The sequence below is a fragment of the Amycolatopsis sp. Poz14 genome (assembly GCF_006704225.1).
Classification (GTDB): Bacteria; Actinomycetota; Actinomycetes; order Mycobacteriales; family Pseudonocardiaceae; genus Amycolatopsis; species Amycolatopsis nivea.
Genome location: NZ_JACLHD010000002.1, coordinates 412063 through 434107, shown reverse-complemented (window position 1 = coordinate 434107; position 22045 = coordinate 412063). Strand labels below are relative to the sequence as shown.

Here is a 22045-nt window from a genome sequence, read left to right as displayed (position 1 = left end):
GCACGCTCGCGTTGCGGGGCCCGGTTGCCGTGGTTAGCGTTTTCCGGTGGCGAAAGAGACCGGTGACAAGGAAAAGCTGCTGCCCCGGCTGCGGCGGAAGTACCCGTGGCTGGATCACCTGATCCGCGCCAACGATTCCTTCAACGAAAACTACGGCAACCATTACGCGGCGGCGATCACGTACTTCAGCGTGCTGTCGGTGTTCCCGATCTTCATGGTGGCGTTCGCGGTCGTCGGCATGGTGCTCGGGCACAACACCGCGGTGATCGACCAGATCACGCACGGGATCGACAGTTCGGTCCCCGAAGGCCTGCGCGGCCTGGTCAAACAGATCACCGACACCGCGCTGAGTTCCGGCAGCGGGATCGGGATCTTCGGGTTGCTGCTGGCGCTCTACTCCGGCGTCGGCTGGATGGCCAACCTCCGCGACGCCCTCACCGCGCAGTGGGGGCAGGAGAAGAAGACGGAACCGTTCGTCACCAAGACGATCAAGGACCTGCTGTCGCTGATCGGGCTCGGGCTGGCGCTGGTCGTGTCGTTCGCGATCACCGCGGCGGGCAGTGGCTTCGGCGAACTGCTGCTGGAACTGGTCGGGCTGGAAGGCCAGGGGTGGGCGAAGTTCCTGCTCCAAGCCGCGACGATCGTGCTCAGCCTGATCGCCAACGCGCTGGTTTTCCTGTGGGTGATCGCCCGGCTGCCCCGGGAGCACGTCGCGCTGCGGAGCGCGGTCAAGGGCGCGATCTTCGCCTCTGTCGGGTTCGTGATTCTGCAGCAGGTCGCGACTGTGTACCTGGCTAGCGTCACGAAGTCGCCGTCGTTCGCGTTGTTCGGGCCGGTGATCGGGTTGCTGGTGTTCGCGAACCTGGTGTCGCGGTTCCTGCTGCTGGTGACGGCCTGGACGGCGACCGCGCGGGAGAACCAGCGACGCGTGGTGCAGCCGCCCGCTCCGGTGCTGCTGGAGCCCCGGGTGACGGTGCAGCACGGGCTGGGGCTCGGTTCCGTGGCCGGTGCGTTCAGTGCCGGTGCGCTGCTGGCGTGGCTAGGCAGGCGGAAGGGCTGATCCGAAAAAAGGGCCTCCTTGAGCGAATCAAGGAGGCCCTTTTTTCATCGGCTCGCTATGCGCGGGCGTTGCGCTTCCGCTGGTAGCTGATGACGAACCCGGCGATGATGATCAGGAGCACCACCACCGTCAGCACCCAGCCGGTCGTTCCGAACGGGTCCGGTTTCTCCGCCGCCGCGGTCGTCGCGCCCGCGGGGGTGACTTCCTTGTCCGACATCGGGGCGGCCGAGTCGGTGCTCAGCGGCCGGTAGGCGATCTGGCCGACCGGCTGTGCGCCGTTCTTCTCCAGCGCGAAGCCGTAGTCGAGCAGTTTCGCCGCCTGGTCGACCACCTTCGTCGGACGCTGTTCGGCCCGCATCATCACGATCGCGAGGCGGTGGCCGTCGCGTTCCGCGCCGCCGACGTACGTGTGCCGCGCGTCGTCCGTGAAGCCCGTTTTCCCGCCGAGGAAACCGGGGTACACGCCGAGCAGCTTGTTGTCGTTGAACACCGGGATCGGCGGCTTCCCGTCGATCGCCGGGATCGTGTACGCCTTCGTCGCGACCGCCTTGGCGAACTCCGGCTGCTTCATCGCGTAGTGGAAGACCAGGCTCAGGTCGTACGCCGAGGTCGACATGCCCGGTCCGTCGAGGCCGGACGGGGTCGCCGCGCGAGTGTCCGTCGCCCCGATGCGGGCGGCGAGCGCGTTCATCTTGGCGACCGCCGCGTCCACGCCGCCCAGCGCCGTCGCGAAGGCGTGCGCCACGTCGTTGCCCGAGTGCATCAGCAGGCCGTGCAGCAGCTGGTCGACCGTGTAGTGCCCGCCCGCGGTGATGCCGACGCAGGTGCACTCCTGCTCGGCGTCCTCCTTCGTCGGGACGATGACCTGGTCCGGCTTCAGCTCGGTGACCACCACCAGCGCCAGCAGCGTCTTGATCAGCGACGCCGGCCGCTCCCGCGCGTGCGGGTCCTTCGCCGCGACGACCGCGCCGGTGTCGAGGTCCTGGAGGACCCACGACGCCGAGGTGTCGCCAGGAGGCAGCGCGGGCGCGCCAGGCGGGAGGACCGGGCCGCAGCCGCCAAGGAGGTCGCCGCCGACCGGCTGGGCGGGCACCGGAAGCGGCGGCGGGACGGGCTGGCCCGGCTTCGGCTTCTCCGAGGTGTCCACCGGCGCCGGCGGCGCGGCGTGCTCGGTGCATTGCTCCGCCAGCGCCGGTGCGGCGAGGGCGACGGGCGCGGCGACGGCTACGAGGGCTGCGGCGAGTGTCGCGGCGAATGCTCGCAGCGACCGGGCGAAAGCGGGGTGCACCCACGCAATCTAGCGCCGATGGTCCGGCGGCATACTCGAGACATGCGCATTTCACGAGGTACAGCGATGGCCTTGTTCGCTTTCGGCATCTGGTCCTGGATCATTTGGATCACGTTCGCCAAGAATCTGTGGGCCAGCAACCAGTCGTGGGCGCCCGATGGTTCGCCCACCGGGTACTTCATCGTGCACGCGGTGCTGACCGTGGTTTCGTTCGTGCTCGGCACCGCGATCGGGGTGCTCGGCTGGCGCGGCATCCGGGCGACGTCCCGGGATCGCGCCAACACCTGATCCGGCGAAGCGTCCTTTGGTCGGTGGCGGGGCGCGTCCGGGCTGGCTTAGTTTCGGGCGACCGACCATGGAGGCTAAATGTCCCGTTTACGTCGATTGCTCGTCCCGGTCGCGGTAGCCGGCGTCGCCGCCGGTGCGGTGGCTGTGCCAGCGTCCGCCGCGCCCGCGCCGTCGTGCGACACCACCAGCACCCAGTACAGCTACGTCGTGCTGTACCAACCGGGCGAGAAGCAGCGTTCGGTCGACGCGGAGCTGACCGCCAAATGCGGCAAACGGATCGCGTACTACCCGGAAATCGGCGTCGCGGTCGCCAGCTCGCGCAACGCGGACTTCGCCGACCGGATCGGGGTGAAGCGGGCGTATTCGGGTGGCAAGGACGTCGCCGCGAAGGCCGCCGCCCGCGCCGGACTGCGTTCGGCGGTCGGGATGCTGGAGCAGACGGAGAGCGTCGCCACTGGTAGCGATTTGTCGACTCAGCAGTGGGACATGCGGGCCATCCACGCTCCCGAAGCGAATAAGATCAACCCCGGTTCGCGATCGGTCACCGTCGGCGTGCTGGATTCCGGCATCGACGCCAAACACCCGGCGCTCGCGAACGCGGTGGACGCGAAGTCCTCGACCGGCTGTGTCACCGGCGCGCCGGACGCTTCCGCGTGGGCGCCGACGAACTCCGACCACGGCACGCACGTCGCAGGCACCATCGCGGGCAAGGACGCGTCGCGCGGCTTCACCGGCATCGCGCCGGGCGTGCGGCTGGCGTCCGTGAAGGTCGTGAACGACGACGGCTACATCTTCCCGGAGGCAGCGGTCTGCGGCTTTGTCTGGGCCGCACAGCACGGTTTCCAGGTGACGAACAACAGCTACTACATCGACCCCGGGATGTTCTACTGCCGCAACGAAGCGGGCGACGCTGCCGCGTACGAGGCCGTACGGCGTGCCGTGACCTACTCGACGCAGCGCGGAACTCTCAATGTCGCTGCGGCGGGTAACTCGGGCTTCGATGTCACGAAGCAGACTGTTGACCCGAACCGTCCGCACAAGATTGATTCTTCGTGCGGCATCCTGCCCAAGGCGATCGACGGTGTGGTGACCGTGTCCGCGGTTGGTTACGCGGGGACGAAGGCTTACTACTCCAACTACGGCTCGGTCACGGTGACTGCGCCGGGCGGCGATTCGGGACAGGTTCCGCCTTCTGGGCAGGGCGCGGGGTGCCCGCTGTCGACCATTTTCAATGGCGCATATGGGACTAAGTGCGGCACGTCGATGGCTTCGCCGCATGCGGCTGGGGTTGCGGCGCTTTTGGCTTCTACGCATCGGAACGCGCCGCCGCGGGCGTTGGCGGCTTTGCTTACCGCGGAGGCGGATCCGGTGGCTTGTGATGTGTCGGCGTGTGAGGGTCCGAAGCAGAACAACTCGTACTACGGGCGCGGTTTGGTGAACGCGCTGGACGCGGTTCACTGACGCAGCAACAAAAACGGCCCTCGTCCCGAATGCTCGGGGCGAGGGCCGTTCTCGTAGCTAAAAAGATCAGACGCGCTTGAACAGCAGCGCGCGCTTCACTTCCTGGATCGCCTTGGTCACCTGGATGCCGCGCGGGCAGGCGTCGGTGCAGTTGAACGTCGTGCGGCAGCGCCACACGCCTTCACCGTCGTTCAGGATGTCCAGCCGCTCCTCGGCACCCTCGTCGCGGGAGTCGAAGATGAAGCGGTGGGCGTTGACGATCGCCGCCGGGCCGAAGTACGAGCCGTCGTTCCAGTAGACCGGGCAGGACGACGTGCAGCAGGCGCACAGGATGCACTTGGTGGTGTCGTCGAACCGGTTGCGGTCGGCCTGGGACTGGATCCGCTCGCGGGTCGGCTCGTTGCCGTAGGTGATCAGGTACGGCTTGATCGCCCGGTACGCCTCGAAGAACGGGTCCATGTCGACGTAGAGGTCCTTCAACGTCGTCAGGCCCTTGATCGGGGCGATGGTGATCTCGGTCTTCTTGCCGTTCTTCTCGAGCAGGTCCTTCAGCAGCACCTTGCAGGCCAGCCGGTTGATCCCGTTGATCTGCATCGCGTCCGAACCGCACACGCCGTGCGCGCACGAGCGGCGGAAGGAGAACGTGCCGTCGATGTAGTCCTTGACGTAGAACAGCAGGTTCAGCACGCGGTCGGTCGGCTGCGCCGGGACGTCGTAGGACTCCCAGTGCGGCTCCTGGTCGACCTCCGGGTTGAACCGCAGGATCTTCAGCGTGACCTGGATCGGCGTGTGCTCGTCGGACGCCTTGGAGGAAGGCGCTTCAGGGGTGGCCGTCGTCATCAGTACTTCCGCTCCATCGGTTCGTAGCGGGTGAAGGTGACCGGCTTGTAGTCGAGCCGGATGTCGGACGACAGCCCCTCGCCCTGCTTGTAGGCCATGGTGTGCCGCATGAAGTTCGTGTCGTCGCGGTTCGGGTAGTCCTCGCGGGCGTGCCCGCCGCGGGACTCCTTGCGCGCGATCGCGCCGACGACCAGCACCTCGGCCAGCTCCAGCAGGAAGCCCAGCTCGACGGCCTCGAGCAGGTCGGTGTTGTACCGCTTGCCCTTGTCCGCCACGGTGATCCGCTGGTAGCGCTCCTTGAGCGCCTGGATGTCGGTCAGCGCCTGCTTCAGCGTGTCCTCGGTGCGGTACACCGACGCGTGCGAGTCCATCGTCTGCTGCATTTCCTTGCGGATGTCGGCGACGCGCTCGTCGCCGTGCTCCGACAGCAGCAGCTCCAGCTGCTCCTCGACCAGGGTGGTCGGGTTCTCCGGCAGCTCGACGTGGTCGTGCGCCAGCGCGTACTCCGCGGCGGCGATGCCCGCGCGGCGGCCGAACACGTTGATGTCCAGCAGCGAGTTCGTGCCGAGGCGGTTCGAACCGTGCACGGACACGCAGGCGACCTCGCCCGCGGCGTACAGGCCCGGGATGACGTGCTCGTTGTCGCGCAGCGCCTCGCCGTGGATGTTCGTCGGGATGCCGCCCATGACGTAGTGGCACGTCGGGAACACCGGCACCGGCTCCTTGACCGGGTCGACGCCCAGGTAGGTGCGGGAGAACTCGGTGATGTCCGGCAGCTTGGTCTCGAGGACCTCGACCGGCAGGTGGGTCACGTCGAGGACGACGTAGTCCTTGTTCGGCCCGCAGCCGCGGCCCTGCAGCACCTCCTGGACCATCGACCGGGCGACGATGTCGCGCGGCGCGAGGTCCTTGATGGTGGGGGCGTAGCGCTCCATGAACCGCTCGCCGTCGGCGTTGCGGAGGATGCCGCCCTCGCCGCGCACCGCCTCGGAGATCAGGATGCCGAGGCCGGCGAGGCCGGTCGGGTGGAACTGGAAGAACTCCATGTCCTCCAGCGGAAGGCCCTTGCGGAAGATGATGCCGAGGCCGTCGCCGGTGAGGGTGTGCGCGTTCGAGGTGGTCTTGAAGATCTTGCCCGCGCCGCCGGTGGCGAACACGATCGACTTCGCCTGGAACACGTGCAGTTCGCCGGTGGCCAGCTCGTAGGCGACCACGCCGGTGGCGATCGGGTTGCCGTCCTCGCCCTCGGACAGGACCAGGTCGAGCACGTAGAACTCGTTGAAGAACTCGGTGCCGTGCTTGACGCAGTTTTGGTACAGCGTCTGGAGAATCATGTGCCCGGTGCGGTCCGCGGCGTAGCAGGCGCGGCGCACCGCGGCCTTGCCGTGGTCGCGGGTGTGCCCGCCGAACCGGCGCTGGTCGATCTTGCCCTCGGGCGTCCGGTTGAACGGAAGACCCATCTTCTCCAGGTCGAGGACGGCGTCGATGGCCTCTTTCGCCATGATCTCCGCGGCGTCCTGGTCGACCAGGTAGTCACCGCCCTTGACGGTGTCGAAGGTGTGCCATTCCCAGTTGTCCTCTTCGACGTTCGCCAGCGCGGCGCACATGCCGCCCTGGGCCGCGCCGGTGTGGGACCGGGTCGGGTACAGCTTGGTGAGGACCGCGGTGCGGGCGCGCTGACCGGATTCGATGGCCGCGCGCATGCCGGCGCCGCCCGCGCCGACGATCACCACGTCGTACTTGTGGAACTGCATAGGGAAAGACTCCGCTAGCTAGTGGTGGGTGCGCCTCAGGAGGCAGGCATCTCGGGGTCGAACGTGAAGATCACCATCGTGCCGACGGCCAGGATGAGCACCATCGAGACGTAGAGCAGGATCTTCAGCCAGAACCGGGTGGAGTCCTTGCGCGCGTAGTCGTCGATGATCGTGCGCAGCCCGTTCCCGCCGTGGATCTCGGCGAGCCACAGCATCGCCAGGTCCCAGAACTGCCAGAACGGCGAGGCCCAGCGGCCGGCGACGAAGCCCCAGTTGATGCGGTGCACGCCGCCGTCGAGGATGTTCATGATGAACAGGTGGCCCAGCACCAGGATGATCAGCGCGAGCCCGGAGATGCGCATGAACAGCCAGCTGTAGAGCTCGAAGTTGCTGCGCCGGGCGGACGGCCGCCGCGGCGAGCGCGGCTTGTCGAGGATCAGAGCGTCGGCCATGGGATCAGGCACCCCCGAAAAGCGTCTCGACGGTGCGCTTCAGCATGAAGAACGCACCCGGAACCATCACGACCACCCACACGACGCCGATGACCCAGAGCATCGTCTTCTGGTACTTCGGGCCCTTGGCCCAGAAGTCGACCAGCAGGACGCGCAGCCCGTTGAGCGCGTGGAACAGCACCGCGCCGACAAGGCCGACCTCGAGCAGGTTCACGATCGGCGTCTTGTACGTCTCGATGACCTGGTCGTAGGTGTTCGGCGACACGCGCACGAGCGCGGTGTCGAGCACGTGCACGAACAGGAAGAAAAAGGTCAGCACGCCGGTGATGCGGTGAAGCACCCAGGACCACATGCCGGGGTCGCCCCGGTAGAAGGTTCCCTGCCGGCGTGAGGCACCCGCCCGATCGCTAGCTCCTGCCCCGCTTTCGGTGGCAGTGCTCGCCGTGGTGGACATCGGTGAACGGCCTCCAACGTCATGACTGTCGTGCCCGGGTGACCGGTGAGGTCCGCACCCGCGGCCGGGGTCGGTCCACTGGGGACAACTCCGGCGACGGTGCCGAGATCAGGGGCCATCGAGCGTGGATGCATGGATGCTAGACCCGACCCATACGCGCGGCTCACCTCCGGGTTCCTCTCTGTGACAGACCAGACACCGGTGACCACGGCAGACCACTCGGACGTGTGGTCTGGAGCACGTCTGAGCTGCCCTGAAGGACTCCTTCCGGGACAGGGATTCCCTCGCGGAGTCCTTCCCGGACGGTTCCCGGGCGAAAGCGGGGCCACGGTGCGTGATCGCAGCGGGCGGGGCGGGGCCTCTTGATCACGGTCGGCGCCGGATTGGTCGCGGATCGACCCTCCGAGTAAACGTTTGTGTTACGTAGCGTGCCGTTCCTATGGCGGTTACCCGGCGGTTGGGTACGGTCTGCCAGTTGAGCCCGGCGACCGTGACCGGGCCGTTCCTGGATCGTCCGCTGGATCAGCGGGGAGGGAGACACACGTTGCGTCGCATGCGTGGAACCGCGCTGGCCGCCGCGACCATGGCTGGGGTGCTTGCACTGGCCGGGTGCGCGAAGGACACCGGGGGAAGCAACAACAACGCGTCCGGTTCGGACGGCAACGCGGGCTCGAACTGCATCACCGCCCCGAAGCCGCCCGCCGCGCCTGCCGCCGCCACGAGCAGCAGCGCCGCCTCGGGCAAGGTCGACGGCAGCAAGCTCAAGGTCGGCCTGGCCTTCGACGTCGGCGGTCGCGGTGACGCTTCCTTCAACGACGCGGCCGCCGCGGGCACCGACCGGGCGAAGTCCGAGCTGGGCGTCCCGACCGTCAACGAGAGCACCGCGAGCGCGAGCGAGAGCGAAGCCGCCAAGCAGCAGCGTCTCGAGCAGATGGCGCAGCAGGGCCTGAACCCGATCGTCGCGGTCGGTTTCGCCTACGCGCAGTCGGTCAAGGCCGTCGCCACGAAGTACCCGAACACGAAGTTCGCGATCGTCGACGACGACTCGATCAACTTGCCGAACGTCACGCCGCTGGTCTTCGCCGAGGAGCAGGGCTCGTTCCTGGCCGGCGTCGCCGCCGCGTACAAGAGCAAGAAGTGCCACGTCGGCTTCGTCGGCGGCGTGAACACTCCGCTGATCCAGAAGTTCGAGGCGGGCTTCCTGCAGGGCGCGAAGGCCGTTTCGAGCAAGATCAAGATCGAGGACGAGTACCTGACGCCCGCCGGCGACTTCTCCGGCTTCCAGGACCCGCCGAAGGGCAACGCGAAGGCCGCCGCCGAGATCTCCCGCGGCGCGGACGTCGTCTACCACGCCGCCGGCGCCTCCGGTAAGGGCGTGTTCGATGCGGCGAAGCAGAACAACGCGCTGGCCATCGGCGTCGACTCCGACCAGTACAACCAGAAGACGGTCGCCGCCGACAAGGACATCATCATCACCTCGATGATCAAGCGCGTCGACGTCGCGGTCTTCGAGTACCTGCAGGCCGTCGCGAAGGGCGACCTGAGCACGGTGCCGAAGCGCTTCGACCTGAAGTCCGACGGGGTCGGCTACTCGACCTCCGGCGGCAAGGTCGACGACATCAAGGACGTGCTGGACGGGTACAAGGCCCAGATCGTCTCCGGCGCCATCAAGGTTTCGGACAAGCCGGCCAAGTAACGCTCACGACGCGGCAGGGCTCGGAAGGATCTTCCTTCCGGGCCCTCACGCGTTTCCGACAGAACGGGATGTCCCCTCCGATGACCGAGATCGAGGCCGAAGCCGTCCCCGACCGGGGCGTGCCGGCCGTCCAGCTGACCGGGATCACCAAGCGGTTCCCCGGCGTCGTCGCGAACTCCGACGTCAACCTCACCGTCGCGGCGGGCGAGGTGCACGCGCTGTGCGGCGAGAACGGCGCGGGCAAGTCGACCCTGATGAAGATCCTGTACGGGATGCAGCAGCCCGACGAGGGCAGCATCGCCATCAACGGCGCCGAGGTGAGACTGCGCAACCCGCAGGACGCCATCCGCGCCGGGATCGGCATGGTGCACCAGCACTTCATGCTCGCCGACAACCTGACCGTCGCGGAAAACGTGTTCCTGGGCGCGGAGGCGCTGCACGGCATCGGCCGCGCGGCGCGGACGCGCTTGGCGGAACTGTCGAAGCGGACCGGGCTGCACGCGAAGCCCGACGCGCTGCTGGAGGAACTCGGCGTCGCCGACCGCCAGCGCGTCGAGATCGTCAAAGTCCTTTACCGCGGCGCGAAAATCATCATCCTCGACGAGCCGACCGCCGTGCTCGTGCCGCAGGAAGTGGACGCGCTGTTCACGACCGTCCGCGAGATGCAGGCCGACGGCTACACGTTCCTCTTCATCTCGCACAAGCTCGACGAGGTGCGCGCGATCGCCGACACGGTCACCGTGATCCGGCGCGGCACCACGGTCGGCACCGCGGATCCGAAGAAGATCACCAGCCGCGAGCTGGCCGAGATGATGGTCGGTTCGGAGCTGCCGAGCCCGGAGACGCGCGAGTCGACGGTGACCGACCGCGAGGTCCTGCAGGTGCGCGAGCTGCGGCTGTCCGCCGAAGGCTCCGAGCGCAACGTGCTGGACCACATCTCCTTCACCGTCCACGCGGGCGAGGTGCTCGGCATCGCGGGCGTCGAGGGCAACGGCCAGACCGAACTGGTCGAGACGATCATGGGGATGCGCAAGGCGAGCGGCGGCCACATCGAGCTGACGCCGCCCGACGGCGAGACGCACGATCTGGTCAAGCTGGGCACGCTGGCGCGGCGCGAGGCGGGCATCGGCTACATCGCCGAAGACCGCACGCGGCACAGCCTGCTGCTCACGCAACCGTTGTGGGTCAACCGGATTCTCGGCTACCAGACGCGGGAACCGGTGTCCGGCGGGCAACTGCTCAACATCGCGGGCGCGCGCGAGGACACCGAACGGATCGTGCGCGAGTACGACGTCCGCACGCCCGGCATCGACGTTCCGGCCGCCGCGTTGTCCGGCGGCAACCAGCAGAAGCTGATCGTCGGGCGCGAGCTGTCCGGCAACCCGGTGCTGCTGATCGCTTCGCACCCGACGCGCGGCGTCGACGTCGGTGCGCAGGCGCTGATCTGGGAGCAGATCCGCCAGGCGCGTGCCGACGGCCTCGCCGTGCTGCTGATTTCCGCGGACCTCGACGAGCTGATCGGGCTGTCCGACACCATTCGCGTGATGCTGCGCGGGCGGCTCGTGAGCGAGGCGAACCCGGCCACCGTCACCCCGCAGGAACTCGGTTCCGCCATGACCGGCGCCGAAGAAGGTGAAGACTCATGAGTTCGTGGCGCACGCGGCTGCTGCCGCCTCTGCTCGCGATCGCGTTCGCGGTGATCCTGTCCGCGATCGCGCTCGTCATCTCCGGCGCCGACCCGTTGCAGGCGTACGGGACGATGATCGGCCAGCTGTTCAAGGGCTCCACCGCGGTCGACACGGTGAACCTCGCGACGGTGTACTACCTGTCCGGCTTGGCCGTGGCGATCGGGTTCCAGATGAACCTGTTCAACATCGGCGTCGAGGGCCAGTACCGGTTCGCCGCGGTGGTCGCCGCGATCATCGGCGGGGCGCTGCAGCTGCCGCCGGTCATCCACACCATCGTGATCCTGCTGGTGGCTGTCGTTTCCGGCGCGCTGTACGCGACGATCCCGGCGGTGCTCAAGGTGACCCGCGGCGTCAGCGAGGTCATCTCGACGATCATGCTGAACTCGATCGTCGCGGGCATCATCGCGTTCCTCATCAACGCCGACCAGTTCGGCGTGCAGACCGGCAACAACATCGGGACCAGGGTGATCGCGCCGTCCGGCCGGATCCCGGGCATCCCGCTCGGGTCGGGCACGCTGTTCGGGTTCGTGTTCATCGCGATCGTGATCGGCGGCGCGTACTGGTTCATGCTGAACCGCACCCGGTTCGGCTTCGAGCTGAAGGCGAGCGGCGAGTCCGCGACGGCCGCGGCCGCCGGTGGTGTGAGCGCGAAGAAGATGACGCTCATCGCGATGCTGTTGTCCGGTGCGGTGGCCGGTCTGGTCGCCATGCCGGAACTGCTCGGCCGCGACTACAGCTACGGCATCACCGCGACCCAGATGTACGGCTTCACCGGCATCGCGGTCGCGCTGCTCGGCCGCAACCATCCCGGCGGCATCGCGTTCGGCGCGCTGCTGTGGGCGTTCCTGGACACCTCCGCGGTGTCGCTGGAGCAGATCAACGTGTCCAAGGAGATCGCGACGATCATGCAGGGCATCATCGTGCTCTCGGTCGTCGTGGCGTACGAGATCGTGCGCCGGGCCGACCTCGCCGCGGAACAGCGCAGGGTGGGCAGGGCGCTCGCCGGCAACGGCCGCAAGGGCGCCTCGGTCGCGGAAGGCGGTGCGGTGTGACCACCACGACGGAGTTCTCCCGGCCGGGTCCGGAATCCGGGACGCCGATGCCGGTCAAGCGCAAGCGGCCGCGGATCCCCGGCTGGCTGCGCGGCGTGATCTGGGCCGTGGTCGCCATCGCGGTCATGTCGACCGCGTCGTACGCCACCGGCGTTTCGGCGCTGACGTCCAGCAACACCGCGTCGACCGCACTGCGGCTGGCGCTGCCGATCCTGCTGTGTGCGCTGGGCGGGCTGTGGGCCGAGCGCGTGGGCGTGATCAACATCGGCCTCGAAGGCATGATGATCCTCGGCACCTGGGGCGCGGCCTGGGGTGCGTATTACGGCGGCGCGTGGGTCGGTTTGCTGGCCGCGATCGCGTTCGGCGCGCTGGGCGGGCTGCTGCACGCGGTGGCGACGGTGACGTTCAACGTCAACCACATCGTTTCCGGTGTCGCGATCAACCTGCTCGGGCTCGGGGTCGCGAAGTATCTGGCGAACCTGATTTTCGAGCCGCTGTCGGGAAACCCGCGCCAGTCGCCGCCGGTGCCGAAGTTCGACACCTATTCCGCGGCCGGATTGTCGGACTGGCTGGGTTCGCTGGAAGACCAGCAGCGCGTCGGATTGTCTGACGTCGCGGGCATTCTGCGCGGGCTGGTGACCGGCGTCGCGCCGCTGACGATGATCGCGATCGTGCTGATTCCGGTGAGCTACTGGATTCTCTGGCGCACGCGGTTCGGCCTTCGGCTGCGTTCGTGCGGCGAGAACCCGGTCGCGGCGGAGTCGCTCGGCGTGAACGTGTACCGCTACAAGTACGTCGGCGTGCTGATCTCCGGCGGGTTCGCGGGCATGGGCGGTGCGTCGCTGGTGCTGCTCAAGGGCGGCGCGGACTACCTGGAGAACCAGACCAACGGCCGCGGGTACATCGGTCTGGCAGCGATGATTTTCGGCAACTGGCGACCGGGCGGTCTGCTCGGCGGCGCCGCGCTGTTCGGGTACTCCGACGGTCTGCAGCTCGCCGGTGGCGGCGACGCGGTGCTGGCGTTGCTGTACGGCGCGGTGATTCTGCTGGCGATCATCGTGATCGTGCAGCTGATCCGGAAGCGCTGGCTCGCGGCCGCACTCGGCGTCGTCGGTGCTGGGATTCTGTACGCGATCTACTGGACCAACGACACTCTCCCGAGCGACTTGATCCCGTACACCGCGCACTTCGTGACGCTGATCGTGCTAGCTGTTGCGTCGCAACGACTTCGGCCGCCCAAGGCAGACGGCGCGCAGTATCGACGAGGTGAGGGCGACTGATGTCCGAAGTGGACTGGGAGGCTTTGCGCGCGGCCGCGGTTTCGGCTGCTTCGCACGCGTACGCGCCTTATTCGGGACTGCACGTCGGCGTCGCGGCCATTGTGGACGATGGTCGGCAGGTGACCGGTTGCAACGTCGAAAACGCTTCGTACGGCTTGGGTTTGTGTGCTGAGTGCACAATGGCCGGACAATTGCGACTGTCCGGCGGTGGCCGTTTGGTCGCGGTGGCTTGCCGCAGTGGCTCGGGTGAGCTGCTGATGCCTTGTGGACGGTGCCGCCAGATTCTGTTCGAACTCGGCGGATCCTCTTGCCTGGTCGACACTCCGCGTGGAGTGCTGCCGATGTCGGAGGTGCTGCCGGACGCGTTCGGGCCGGAGGACCTGCCGTGACTTTCACCGCGGTAGACGTCATCCGGACCAAGCGCGACGGCGGACGGCTGAGCGACGAGCAGATCGATTGGGTCGTCGACGCCTACACCCGCGGAGCGGTCGCGGAAGAGCAGATGGCCGCGCTGGCCATGGCGATTTTCTTGCGTGGCATGGACGACGGCGAGATCGCGCGCTGGACCGGCGCGATGATCGACTCGGGTTCGCGGCTGTCGCTGGACGTCGCGCGCCCGACCGTAGACAAGCACTCGACCGGCGGGGTCGGCGACAAGATCACCTTGCCGCTGGCTCCGCTGGTCGCCGCGTGCGGTGCCGCGGTGCCGCAGCTGTCCGGTCGCGGGCTCGGGCACACTGGCGGGACGCTGGACAAACTGGAGTCGATTCCCGGCTGGCGGGCGGCGTTGTCTCTGGACGAGATCGCGGCGCAGCTGAACTCGGTCGGCGCGGTGGTCTGCGCGGCGACCGAGGGCTTGGCTCCGGCGGACAAGAAGCTGTACGCGCTGCGGGATGTCACGTCGACGGTCGAGTCGGTGCCGTTGATCGCCAGCTCGATCATGAGCAAGAAGATCGCCGAGGGTGCTTCGGGGCTTGTGCTGGATGTGAAGGCTGGGTCCGGGGCGTTCATGAAGACCGTGCCAGAGGCGCAGCTGCTGGCGCGGACGCTCGTGGACATCGGCACTGCGCACGGGGTGGCTTGCACGGCGTTGATCACCGACATGAGCACGCCGCTCGGCCGGGCGGTCGGCAATGCGGTCGAGGTCGCCGAGGCGGTCGAGGTCCTGCGCGGCGGTGGCCCGGCTGACGTGGTCTCGCTGACGGTGGCGCTGGCTAGGGAAATGCTTGCTTTGGCGGGGATTTCCGTGGATCCGGCCGAGGTGCTGGCGTCCGGGGAGGCTTACGAGGTGTGGGCTCGGATGATCACCGCCCAGGGCGGGGATCCTTCGGCTGCCTTGCCGCGGCCTTCCACGGTGCACATCGTCCCGGCACCTGCTTCGGGGGTGCTGACTTCGCTGGACGCCTACGCCGTGGGTGTCGCGGCTTGGCGGCTTGGGGCTGGCCGGGCGCGAAAGGAAGACCCAGTGCAGGCCGCGGCGGGGATCTTGTGCCACGCGAAGCCGGGCGACCAGGTGGTGGAGGGGGAGCCGTTGCTGGAACTGCACACGGACACTCCGGACGCGATCCCGGCGGCCCTGGCCGCGCTGGAAGGCGGGTTCGAGGTAGGAGCGGAGGCTCCTGCTGCGCGGGGGATCGTGCTGGAGACGGTTCGGCCCTGAGGGGGTTTGCTTTCTCGTGGTTCCTGATCGACGGGCTGCGGTCGCCGGGCGTGGCCCATCGATCGCCCGCAGAGGGTGCCGACCGGCAGTTCCGGCGTGCTCGTCGGTCTGGATCTAGGGACGGGCGAGCATCACGCGGTTGTCTTGGACTCGGACGGGAAGCGGCTGCATGACGGGCCGCTCCCAACAGCGAACCGGAGCTATGGACGCTGTCGCGCACGGACCGCATCAGTAGCCCTAAACGCCGGGATTGCCGAGACTCACGCTCCCCGCAGGGGCGCGGACACAGTCTGCCGCGCCGGGCGACAGCCTGAAAGATCGTGCTCCAGCAAAGTAAACAGGTCGCCGCCGAGACTCGATGAGCACCCTTTGCCGCGCTCATCTGCCTTGCCCGACGGCGCTGCGACCTCTACGCCATGCTCCGCAACGGCGCCCACTGCCAGCACTCGGAACCAGGTCCAGCCACCGCGGCTTGACAGCCGTACAGCGACATCCTCTAGAGGGCGGGCTCGGTCGCGGCTAGTGACACTGAAACGACGAAGCCCCCGTCCAGAACTCTGGACGGGGGCTTCGGCCACTCAAGCTCAGTCGGTCGACTCGTCCGAGTCGCCGCCAGCCTTTGCCTTCGCGTCGGCGGCCTTGGGCGACCGGCCGTTGCGCGAGCTGCGGCGCGGCTGGCGCGGGGCGGGCGGCGGCGGGGCGATCTGCTGCACCGCCGGTCCGCCGCCCAGCATCAGTTCCGCGAACGTCGCCATCGCTTCGTCCAGCTGGCCGCCGATGCGGCGCACCGATTCGTCGTTGCTGCGGCGCACCAGCGAGTCGACCGCGTCGGTGTCCGGCTGCTTCGACAGCGTGCCTTCGACCTTCGACAGGCCGCTGCGGACCGAGCCGTCCAGGTCGCCGATGCGGCCGGTGACGTCGTCCTCGACCTTGTCGATGCGGCTGGACAGGTCGTCGAGACGCTGGGTGATCGTTTCGAGCTTCGTGCCCACCGAGTCGAGGCGCGCGGCCGGGTCGATCATCTCGCCGGTGTCGGACACGGCGCTCTTCAGCGCGTCGGTCGCGGTGGCGATCCGTTCCTTCGTTGCGCGGTCCAGTTCGTCGACGCGCGAGCGCAGTTCCTGGTCCGTGGTCTCGATCCGCTCGCGCAGCGACGTCTCGGCCATCTCGATCCGGTCGCGGATCGGGCCCTGCGTGGCCTGCGGCAGCGACTCCAGCTTGGCGTCCTGCTTGTCCAGGTGCCCGCCCAGCTCGTCGAGCCTGCGGTGGATGTTCTGCAGCTTGTCCTCGAGCCCGTCCATCCGGCCCGCGACGCCCTCGAACCGCGCCGCCACGCCGTCGAGGCGGCCGTCGAGCTGGGCGAAGGGCTTCGCCAGCTTGTCGACGATGCTCTCCACCGCGTGCGTGAGCGCGGCGATCGCGTTGTCCTGCGACTCCAGCCGCGTCATCGCCTCGTCGAGGCGCTCCGCCAGCACCCCGACCTCGGTCCGGTCCGGCAGTTCCGACAGCCGCTTGCGCACCGCGCCGAGGGAGTCCACCGGGGCGAGCCGGGCGTAGATGTCGTCGAGCGCGTCGAAGATCTGCTGCTGCTCGCTCTCACGAACCTCGGCCGCGCGCACCAGCATGTTGCGCATCCGGTCGAACGACGGAGCGGCAATGTGGTTGTCAGTGGTCACTGCGGTGTCCTTCGTCGGCGGGGAAAAATGGAAGGGACTGACCCGAGCTTATCGATGAAGAAAATTGCTGTGCGTATGGCCCCCGGGGAACGCGGATAACGACCGTGCCACCCGGATGGCCGATTCCTTGCGCACAGTGCTGAGCAGAGGGTTGTTCCGGTGCTCTCGGTTACGGCCAGGTAGGGGAATGACAGCGAGGCTACCGTTGGAGCATGTCGGACGTAACCCCGCTGAGCGCGGAGATCTTGCGCCGCGCCCCCAAGGTCCTGCTCCACGATCACCTCGACGGCGGCTTGCGGCCGGGCACGGTCGCCGAACTCGCCGAGGATCTCGGCTACCGGGACCTTCCCGCGACGGATCCGGACGAGCTGGGCCGCTGGTTCCGCGCCGCGGCGGACTCCGGTTCCCTGGTGTCGTACCTCGAAACGTTCGCCCACACGTGTGGTGTCATGCAAACGGAGGAAGCCCTGGTCAGGGTTGCCGCCGAAGCGGTCGAGGACCTGGCCGCGGACGGGGTCGTCTACGCCGAGCTGCGGTACGCGCCGGAGCTGTTCGTGGAACGCGGGCTGTCACTCGATGCAGTGGTTGAGGCCGTCCAGGCGGGCTTCGCCGAAGGGATGCGGAGGGTAGCCGCGGGCGGCGGCCGGATCCGGGTGCGGACGCTGTTGTGCGGCATGCGCCAGCACGCCCGCGCGCTCGAGATCGCCGAACTCGCGGTGCGCTACCGCGACGCCGGGGTGGCCGGATTCGACATCGCCGGACCGGAGGACGGATTCCCGCCTACCCGCAATCTGGACGCATTCGACTATTTGCGCCGGAACAATGCACACTTCACTATTCATGCCGGCGAAGCGTTCGGGCTTCCGTCGATCGGCGAGGCAATCCAGTACTGCGGCGCGGAACGGCTCGGGCACGGCGTGCGGATCGTCGACGACAGCACCGCCGACGCCGACGGAAATGTCCACCTTGGACGGTTGGCCTCCTACGTCCGGGACCGGCGGATCCCGCTGGAGATCTGTCCCTCGTCGAATGTCCAGACCGGAACCGTGCCGTCGCTGGCCGAGCATCCCATCGGCCTGCTCGCCCGGCTGCGCTTCCGCGTCACCGTCAACACCGACAACCGGCTGATGAGCGGCTGCACGATGACCAGTGAATTCGCCGCGCTGGCCGAGACGTTCGGCTTCGGCCTCGACGACTTCCGCTGGTTCACGATCAACGCCATGAAATCCGCGTTCCTCGATTTCGACGAGCGGCTCGAGTTGATCGAGAACGTCGTCAAACCCGGGTACACGGCGCTCGGCTGAATCCCGGCTCCGGAGACGCACCGGCCGCGGCCGCCCGGAAAGGCGGTTGCGTTCGTTAGCCATGCCAACTATCGTTCACTATGTAAGACATGATTCTCAAAATATGAGACGGTGGACGGAATGGCGCAGGTCGAGGCGGGGGAGCAGGTGCGGGAAAAAGGCGGCTCGCGGCGGTGGCTGATTCTCGCGCTCGGGCTCGCCGCGCAGACCGCCAGCTGCTCGTTCCTTTACGGGCTCCCGTTTCTCGTGCCCGCCATGCGCGAGGCCGACCACCTGACGCTGGCGCAGGCGGGCACGGTCGTCGCGGCGCCGAGCATCGGCCTGCTGCTCACGCTCATCGCCTGGGGCGCGGCTGCGGACCGTTACGGCGAGCGGCTCATCATGGCGCTGGGCCTGGGCATTTCAGGGTTACTCCTCGTGTACGCCGCCCTGTGGCACCACCCGGTCGGACTTCTCTTTGGAGTGTTTCTCGTAGCCGGTGCGTGCACGGCTTCGGTGAACGCGGCGAGCGGCCGGGTCGTGATGGGCTGGTTCGCCAAATCCGAGCGCGGCGTCGCGATGGGGATCCGGCAGACGGCGCAGCCGCTGGGGGTCGGAGTGGCCGCGCTAGGGCTGCCGCCGCTGGCCGCGCTGTGGGGGTTCCAGGCGGCGATGCTCCTGCCGGCCGTGCTGGCGGTCGGCGTGGCGCTGTTGGTGGCGCTGTTCGTCGTCGACCCGCCGCGGCCGCCGCGTGCGGCAAAGGGGGAGCGGCCGCCGTCGCCGTACCGCAAGCCGTGGCTGTGGCGAGTGCACGCCGCGAGCGCGCTCTTGGTGGTGCCGCAGTTCGCGGTGTCCGCGTTCGCGCCGGTGTATCTGGTGTCGCAGCATCAATGGACCGCCGCGCAGGCCGGGGTGTTCGTCGCGGTCGCTCAGGTGCTCGGCGCGCTCGGGCGGCTGGCGTCGGGGTATTGGTCGGACCGGGTCGGCAGCCGGCTGCGGCCGATGCGCCAGCTCGCTGTCGCCAGCGTGGTCGTGATGCTGCTGGTCGCGGTCGGGGACGCGACTTGGTTGTGGCTGGTGCTGGCCGCGCTGGTGCTGGCGGCGGTGATCACGGTGGCGGACAACGGTCTCGGCTTCACCGCGTCGGCCGAGCTGGCCGGGGTCGCGTGGTCCGGCCGCGCGATGGGGACGCAGAACACCGCGCAGAACATCGCCGCGTCGGCGACCCCGCCGTTGCTGGGCCTGGTGATCGGGGACAGCCGGTATGCGCTGGCGTATTGCGTGGCGGCGATTTTCCCGCTGCTGGCAATAGGTCTGGTTCCGGTGCGGGCGGAGTCCGAAAAGGACTAAGCGCGCAGGCCGTCGAGAAAGAAGGCTAAGTGCCGCCGCCAGGTTTCGGGTGATTCGCGGATCAACGGCGACATCGCGGACATCAGCGGGGCGAGATCCGCGGGTGCGAAATCGGCGCGCAGATGACCGGATTCCTTTGCCCGGTCGATAATCCGCGCGGCGTGCTCGAAACCGGCGGCGCATGCCTCCAGTACGGCCGGGCTGAGCGGCAGTCGCCGGGCGAGGGCGTCGCTGAGGCCGTGATCCTTGGCCTGCAAGGCAAACAGGCCGTCGAGGAATCCGGTGAAGCCCTGCCACGGGTCCGGCTCCGCCAACGCCTGCGTTGCCAGCTCGTCCAGCGCCGCGATTTGCGCGGGCAGGATCGCGTCGACAAACGCGTCTCGGGTCGGGAAGTGCGCGTACAGGGTGCCGATGCTGACCCCGGCGCTGCGAGCGATCTGCTCCAGCGGCGCGTCGAGGCCGTGCTCGCCGAACGCGCGCGTCGCGGCGGCCAGCAGTTTGTCGCGGTTGCGGGCGGCGTCCGCGCGCAACGGCTTCGATCCGGTGGCCATGGGTCCCATCGTACAAAGTCGAGGCTGCCCTCGGGTTTTGTGGTAGCTTGGCGAACGAAGTCGAGGTCACCCTCGATTTATCCCTGGGGAAGGAAGCCAAGCCATGACCGCTCGCCCGACCGCTGTCGTTCTCGGAGCCGGACCCGGCCTCGGAATGTCGATGGCCCGCCGGTTCTCTGAGGAGGGATACCGCGTCGCGCTCGTTTCGCGTACCGCTGAGCGGCACCCGGCTTACCTGGCCGAGCTCGACAACGCCGAAGCGTTCGTCGGCGACGTCCGGAACGGCATCAGCGCGACACTCGAGGAAATCACCGAACGGTTCGGCAACATCGATGTCGCCTACTACGGCCCAGCCGCGATCGAACCGGACAGCTTCCCCACTGACATCACCGACGCGACCGTCGACGCTGTCGAGAAGGCGATGAGCTGGGTGTACCCGGCGGTCGAGGTGGTCGGCAAACTGCTGCCGGGCATGCTGGAGCGCGGCAGCGGCGGATTCCTGTTCGCCGGCGGACTCAGCGCGGTGCGGCCGATGCCCGCGCTCGGCGCGCTCGCGGTGTCGTCAGCGGCGCTGCGGAACTACGCGCGGACGCTGCACGAGGGGCTGGCCGGGACCGGCGTGTACGCGGGCAGCCTGATCATCGGCGGTCTGGTCGAACGCGGCGACATCCACCGGATGGTCGTCGCACAGCGGGAAAAATACGGCGACGCCGGCGGCCACACCCTGGATCCGGATGCGATCGCCGGCGTCGCCTGGAAGATGTTCTCCGCCGGTGACTCGGCCGAGAGCGTGTTCGACGCCCTCTAGCAGGTTCAGACCACCGTGAGGCGGTTCTCGAAGTCCTCGACCAGCTTGCGCCAGGCGCTCTGCTCGGTGTCGAACGGAGCGCTCGGCTCGAGCCGGCTCGGGTCCGGCCGCAGCACGAACGACACCAGCCAGCCGAGGCTTTCGTTGGCCGCCAGCGCGGTTTCGACGGTGTCGTCGCCCGCCCATTCGGCCGCGTCGGTGATCAGCTCGACGGCCAGTTCCAGCTGGGTCGGGTCGATCGACTCCGGGCCCTCGGCGATGTCCTCGTCGAGACCGGGGAACACGTAGGTGTTGTCGGTGTCGACCTCGATCTCGAGCTCGTCGGCCGCCGCCTTCTCGCGCACCTCGTCCCAAGTGGACACGCTCGCGAGGTCGGTGTCGGCGAGCTCGTCGCCCGCCTTGATCGCCTTGAGCAGCGCCTTGGGCGAGCTGAACACGTCGATCTCGCCCTCGTTGCCGAGGAACACCGGCTTGTCGTCGAGGTAGCAGCGCAGCGTGTAGTACTCCGCGCCGGAGGTGACGATCTTGATCGGGTCGATGCCGACCTCGCCCCAGAAGCCGACCGGTTCGTCCTCGGCGTCCTCGTCCTCGGCGTCGACCGCTTCGAGGTCCTCCGGACCGCCGTCCTCTTCACCGGCCTCCGCCTCGGCGGACTCCTCGTGGAAGGCGGCCAGCTCTTCGGCGGTCTGCTCCAGCACCGCGGCGTCGACGTCCGGCACGGTCACCAGGTTGTCGATCGCGTCGAGCACGGTGTCCCACTTCTCGGAGACCGCCTTCGACAGGTCGTTCCACAGCGCTTCGCCCTCGCGCCCGGTGAACGGCAGCCGTCCCTGCTCCAGCAGCGAGAAGCCCTCGTAGGCGTCGAGCACCTCGTGCACCTCGTCCAGCTCGCACACGTCGGCGAGCGAACGGACGATGCCGACGATCTCGGCCAGCTCGCCGATCGTCCACGAGTCCGGCTCCTCGGCGACCAGCTCGGGCACGCCGACGAGGTCGTAGGAGTGGTCGTCGTCGGGGATCAGCTCGGGCACGTTCAGCGCGGGCACCGCGTCCCACGCCGGGTGGTCGAGCAGGTCGTGCTGCTCGGCCGTGCGCACGAAAGCGGCCAGGTGCGCGGCGTCCGGGAAGGCGTACAGGTCGTCCTCGTCGCCGAGGAACGCTTCCCACTCCTCGCCGTCCTCCCGCCACCGCGGGGCCCAGAGGGTGACCACGTCGCCCTGCGGCAGCCCGAGCTCGATCGGGATGATGTCCTGTGCCATTGCCGAATCCTCCGCGAGTACCGCCCGTGTGCGCGCCCGCCTGTCCGTTCCCCTCCGGCAGCGCGCGGTACCGGAAGCCTACGGGTTAGGGCAAGCACCCGCGATCTCCCCTGCACCTGCGGGCGGGGCCGGGATGGCACGATGG

20 protein-coding genes are annotated in these 22045 nt (G+C 68.3%); 12 read left to right on the top strand and 8 right to left on the bottom strand.

The window, feature by feature from the left end:
* The first annotated feature begins 46 nt into the window (after positions 1 to 46).
* Positions 47 to 1060: an inner membrane protein YhjD gene (gene yhjD / locus FKO37_RS45795; protein ID WP_134667577.1), complete on the top strand. Its 1014-nt coding sequence runs from the start codon at positions 47 to 49 to the stop codon at positions 1058 to 1060.
* 55 nt (positions 1061 to 1115) lie between these two features.
* Here yhjD and FKO37_RS45790 read toward each other — a convergent pair whose 3' ends face one another.
* Positions 1116 to 2348, bottom strand: coding sequence for a D-alanyl-D-alanine carboxypeptidase family protein (locus FKO37_RS45790; protein ID WP_134731414.1), 1233 nt, complete (start codon positions 2346 to 2348; stop codon positions 1116 to 1118).
* Between the two features lie 42 nt (positions 2349 to 2390).
* On the opposite strand from FKO37_RS45790, the gene FKO37_RS45785 reads away from it, so the two are divergent.
* Entirely contained in the window at positions 2391 to 2636 is a 246-nt protein-coding gene (locus FKO37_RS45785; RefSeq protein ID WP_037816154.1) for an SCO4848 family membrane protein, read from the top strand.
* 78 nt (positions 2637 to 2714) lie between these two features.
* Complete coding sequence (locus tag FKO37_RS45780; protein WP_238608590.1) at positions 2715 to 4097, top strand: S8 family serine peptidase; 1383 nt, start codon at positions 2715 to 2717, stop codon at positions 4095 to 4097.
* 66 nt (positions 4098 to 4163) lie between these two features.
* On the opposite strand, the gene FKO37_RS45775 is transcribed toward FKO37_RS45780, so the two are convergent.
* Genes FKO37_RS45775 through sdhC form a run of 4 tightly spaced genes read right to left on the bottom strand, consistent with a single transcriptional unit; the run spans position 4164 to position 7597 of the window.
* Positions 4164 to 4937 (bottom strand): succinate dehydrogenase iron-sulfur subunit, encoded by a 774-nt coding sequence (locus tag FKO37_RS45775; RefSeq protein ID WP_037816151.1) that lies wholly within the window; start codon positions 4935 to 4937, stop codon positions 4164 to 4166.
* Positions 4937 to 6691, bottom strand: a complete 1755-nt coding sequence (gene sdhA, locus FKO37_RS45770) for a succinate dehydrogenase flavoprotein subunit (RefSeq protein ID WP_037816150.1) — start codon at positions 6689 to 6691, stop codon at positions 4937 to 4939. Before sdhA ends, FKO37_RS45775 begins: the two co-directional genes overlap by 1 nt.
* 35 nt (positions 6692 to 6726) lie before the next feature.
* Positions 6727 to 7143 (bottom strand): succinate dehydrogenase hydrophobic membrane anchor subunit, encoded by a 417-nt coding sequence (locus tag FKO37_RS45765; protein ID WP_037816149.1) that lies wholly within the window; start codon positions 7141 to 7143, stop codon positions 6727 to 6729.
* A gap of 4 nt (positions 7144 to 7147) precedes the next feature.
* Complete coding sequence (gene sdhC, locus FKO37_RS45760) at positions 7148 to 7597, bottom strand: succinate dehydrogenase, cytochrome b556 subunit (RefSeq protein WP_078870582.1); 450 nt, start codon at positions 7595 to 7597, stop codon at positions 7148 to 7150.
* Between the two features lie 553 nt (positions 7598 to 8150).
* Between sdhC and FKO37_RS45755 the strand changes: the two genes are divergently transcribed.
* The 6 genes from FKO37_RS45755 to FKO37_RS45730 all read left to right on the top strand — a co-directional run bounded on the left by FKO37_RS45755 (position 8151) and on the right by FKO37_RS45730 (position 14973).
* Positions 8151 to 9293 carry a BMP family protein gene (locus FKO37_RS45755; protein WP_037816147.1) on the top strand — a complete coding sequence of 381 codons (1143 nt, stop codon included), beginning with the start codon at positions 8151 to 8153 and terminating at the stop codon, positions 9291 to 9293.
* An 80-nt stretch (positions 9294 to 9373) separates the two neighbouring features.
* Positions 9374 to 10939, top strand: a complete 1566-nt coding sequence (locus FKO37_RS45750; RefSeq protein ID WP_037816145.1) for an ABC transporter ATP-binding protein — start codon at positions 9374 to 9376, stop codon at positions 10937 to 10939.
* Positions 10936 to 12033, top strand: coding sequence for an ABC transporter permease (locus FKO37_RS45745; protein ID WP_037816144.1), 1098 nt, complete (start codon positions 10936 to 10938; stop codon positions 12031 to 12033). Before FKO37_RS45750 ends, FKO37_RS45745 begins: the two co-directional genes overlap by 4 nt.
* Before the next feature lie 47 nt (positions 12034 to 12080).
* Complete coding sequence (locus FKO37_RS45740; protein WP_051172618.1) at positions 12081 to 13313, top strand: ABC transporter permease; 1233 nt, start codon at positions 12081 to 12083, stop codon at positions 13311 to 13313.
* On the top strand, positions 13313 to 13702 hold the full coding sequence (locus FKO37_RS45735) for a cytidine deaminase (protein WP_134732499.1): 390 nt from the start codon (positions 13313 to 13315) through the stop codon (positions 13700 to 13702). Before FKO37_RS45740 ends, FKO37_RS45735 begins: the two co-directional genes overlap by 1 nt.
* Positions 13699 to 14973, top strand: coding sequence for a thymidine phosphorylase (locus tag FKO37_RS45730; protein ID WP_037816139.1), 1275 nt, complete (start codon positions 13699 to 13701; stop codon positions 14971 to 14973). The genes FKO37_RS45735 and FKO37_RS45730 overlap by 4 nt, the downstream gene beginning before the upstream one ends.
* Before the next feature lie 584 nt (positions 14974 to 15557).
* Here FKO37_RS45730 and FKO37_RS45725 read toward each other — a convergent pair.
* Positions 15558 to 16649 carry a PA containing protein gene (locus FKO37_RS45725; protein ID WP_134667572.1) on the bottom strand — a complete coding sequence of 364 codons (1092 nt, stop codon included), beginning with the start codon at positions 16647 to 16649 and terminating at the stop codon, positions 15558 to 15560.
* Between the two features lie 212 nt (positions 16650 to 16861).
* Between FKO37_RS45725 and FKO37_RS45720 the strand changes: the two genes are divergently transcribed.
* Both FKO37_RS45720 and FKO37_RS45715 read left to right on the top strand, forming a co-directional pair.
* Positions 16862 to 17953 carry an adenosine deaminase gene (locus FKO37_RS45720; protein ID WP_238608589.1) on the top strand — a complete coding sequence of 364 codons (1092 nt, stop codon included), beginning with the start codon at positions 16862 to 16864 and terminating at the stop codon, positions 17951 to 17953.
* Between the two features lie 120 nt (positions 17954 to 18073).
* Positions 18074 to 19282 carry an MFS transporter gene (locus FKO37_RS45715; RefSeq protein ID WP_238608588.1) on the top strand — a complete coding sequence of 403 codons (1209 nt, stop codon included), beginning with the start codon at positions 18074 to 18076 and terminating at the stop codon, positions 19280 to 19282.
* Here FKO37_RS45715 and FKO37_RS45710 read toward each other — a convergent pair.
* The gene (locus FKO37_RS45710; RefSeq protein ID WP_238608587.1) at positions 19279 to 19833 is read right to left on the bottom strand and encodes a TetR/AcrR family transcriptional regulator; all 555 of its coding nucleotides are present in this window, start codon (positions 19831 to 19833) and stop codon (positions 19279 to 19281) included. The two genes, FKO37_RS45715 and FKO37_RS45710, sit on opposite strands and share 4 nt — an antisense overlap.
* A 103-nt stretch (positions 19834 to 19936) precedes the next feature.
* On the opposite strand from FKO37_RS45710, the gene FKO37_RS45705 reads away from it, so the two are divergent.
* A complete protein-coding gene (locus FKO37_RS45705) occupies positions 19937 to 20641 on the top strand; it encodes an SDR family oxidoreductase (protein ID WP_238608586.1) in 705 nt (234 codons plus the stop codon).
* Positions 20642 to 20646: 5 nt separating this feature from the next.
* On the opposite strand, the gene FKO37_RS45700 is transcribed toward FKO37_RS45705, so the two are convergent.
* Positions 20647 to 21900: a hypothetical protein gene (locus FKO37_RS45700; RefSeq protein WP_037816131.1), complete on the bottom strand. Its 1254-nt coding sequence runs from the start codon at positions 21898 to 21900 to the stop codon at positions 20647 to 20649.
* Positions 21901 to 22045 lie beyond the last annotated feature (145 nt).

What these genes read in the sequence shown, in the direction of transcription:
- FKO37_RS45720 (WP_238608589.1), top strand. Translation starts at nt 16,862, where the DNA reads ATGTCGGACGTAACCCCGCTGAGCGCGGAGATCTTGCGCCGCGCCCCC.
- FKO37_RS45735 (WP_134732499.1), top strand. Translation starts at nt 13,313, where the DNA reads ATGTCCGAAGTGGACTGGGAGGCTTTGCGCGCGGCCGCGGTTTCGGCT.
- FKO37_RS45765 (WP_037816149.1), bottom strand. Translation starts at nt 7,143, where the DNA reads ATGGCCGACGCTCTGATCCTCGACAAGCCGCGCTCGCCGCGGCGGCCG.
- FKO37_RS45745 (WP_037816144.1), top strand. Translation starts at nt 10,936, where the DNA reads ATGAGTTCGTGGCGCACGCGGCTGCTGCCGCCTCTGCTCGCGATCGCG.
- FKO37_RS45715 (WP_238608588.1), top strand. Translation starts at nt 18,074, where the DNA reads ATGGCGCAGGTCGAGGCGGGGGAGCAGGTGCGGGAAAAAGGCGGCTCG.
- FKO37_RS45785 (WP_037816154.1), top strand. Translation starts at nt 2,391, where the DNA reads ATGCGCATTTCACGAGGTACAGCGATGGCCTTGTTCGCTTTCGGCATC.
- FKO37_RS45700 (WP_037816131.1), bottom strand. Translation starts at nt 21,900, where the DNA reads ATGGCACAGGACATCATCCCGATCGAGCTCGGGCTGCCGCAGGGCGAC.
- FKO37_RS45750 (WP_037816145.1), top strand. Translation starts at nt 9,374, where the DNA reads ATGACCGAGATCGAGGCCGAAGCCGTCCCCGACCGGGGCGTGCCGGCC.
- FKO37_RS45755 (WP_037816147.1), top strand. Translation starts at nt 8,151, where the DNA reads ATGCGTGGAACCGCGCTGGCCGCCGCGACCATGGCTGGGGTGCTTGCA.
- FKO37_RS45740 (WP_051172618.1), top strand. Translation starts at nt 12,081, where the DNA reads ATGCCGGTCAAGCGCAAGCGGCCGCGGATCCCCGGCTGGCTGCGCGGC.
- sdhA (WP_037816150.1), bottom strand. Translation starts at nt 6,691, where the DNA reads ATGCAGTTCCACAAGTACGACGTGGTGATCGTCGGCGCGGGCGGCGCC.
- sdhC (WP_078870582.1), bottom strand. Translation starts at nt 7,597, where the DNA reads ATGTCCACCACGGCGAGCACTGCCACCGAAAGCGGGGCAGGAGCTAGC.
- FKO37_RS45780 (WP_238608590.1), top strand. Translation starts at nt 2,715, where the DNA reads ATGTCCCGTTTACGTCGATTGCTCGTCCCGGTCGCGGTAGCCGGCGTC.
- FKO37_RS45705 (WP_238608586.1), top strand. Translation starts at nt 19,937, where the DNA reads ATGACCGCTCGCCCGACCGCTGTCGTTCTCGGAGCCGGACCCGGCCTC.
- FKO37_RS45775 (WP_037816151.1), bottom strand. Translation starts at nt 4,937, where the DNA reads ATGACGACGGCCACCCCTGAAGCGCCTTCCTCCAAGGCGTCCGACGAG.
- FKO37_RS45710 (WP_238608587.1), bottom strand. Translation starts at nt 19,833, where the DNA reads ATGGCCACCGGATCGAAGCCGTTGCGCGCGGACGCCGCCCGCAACCGC.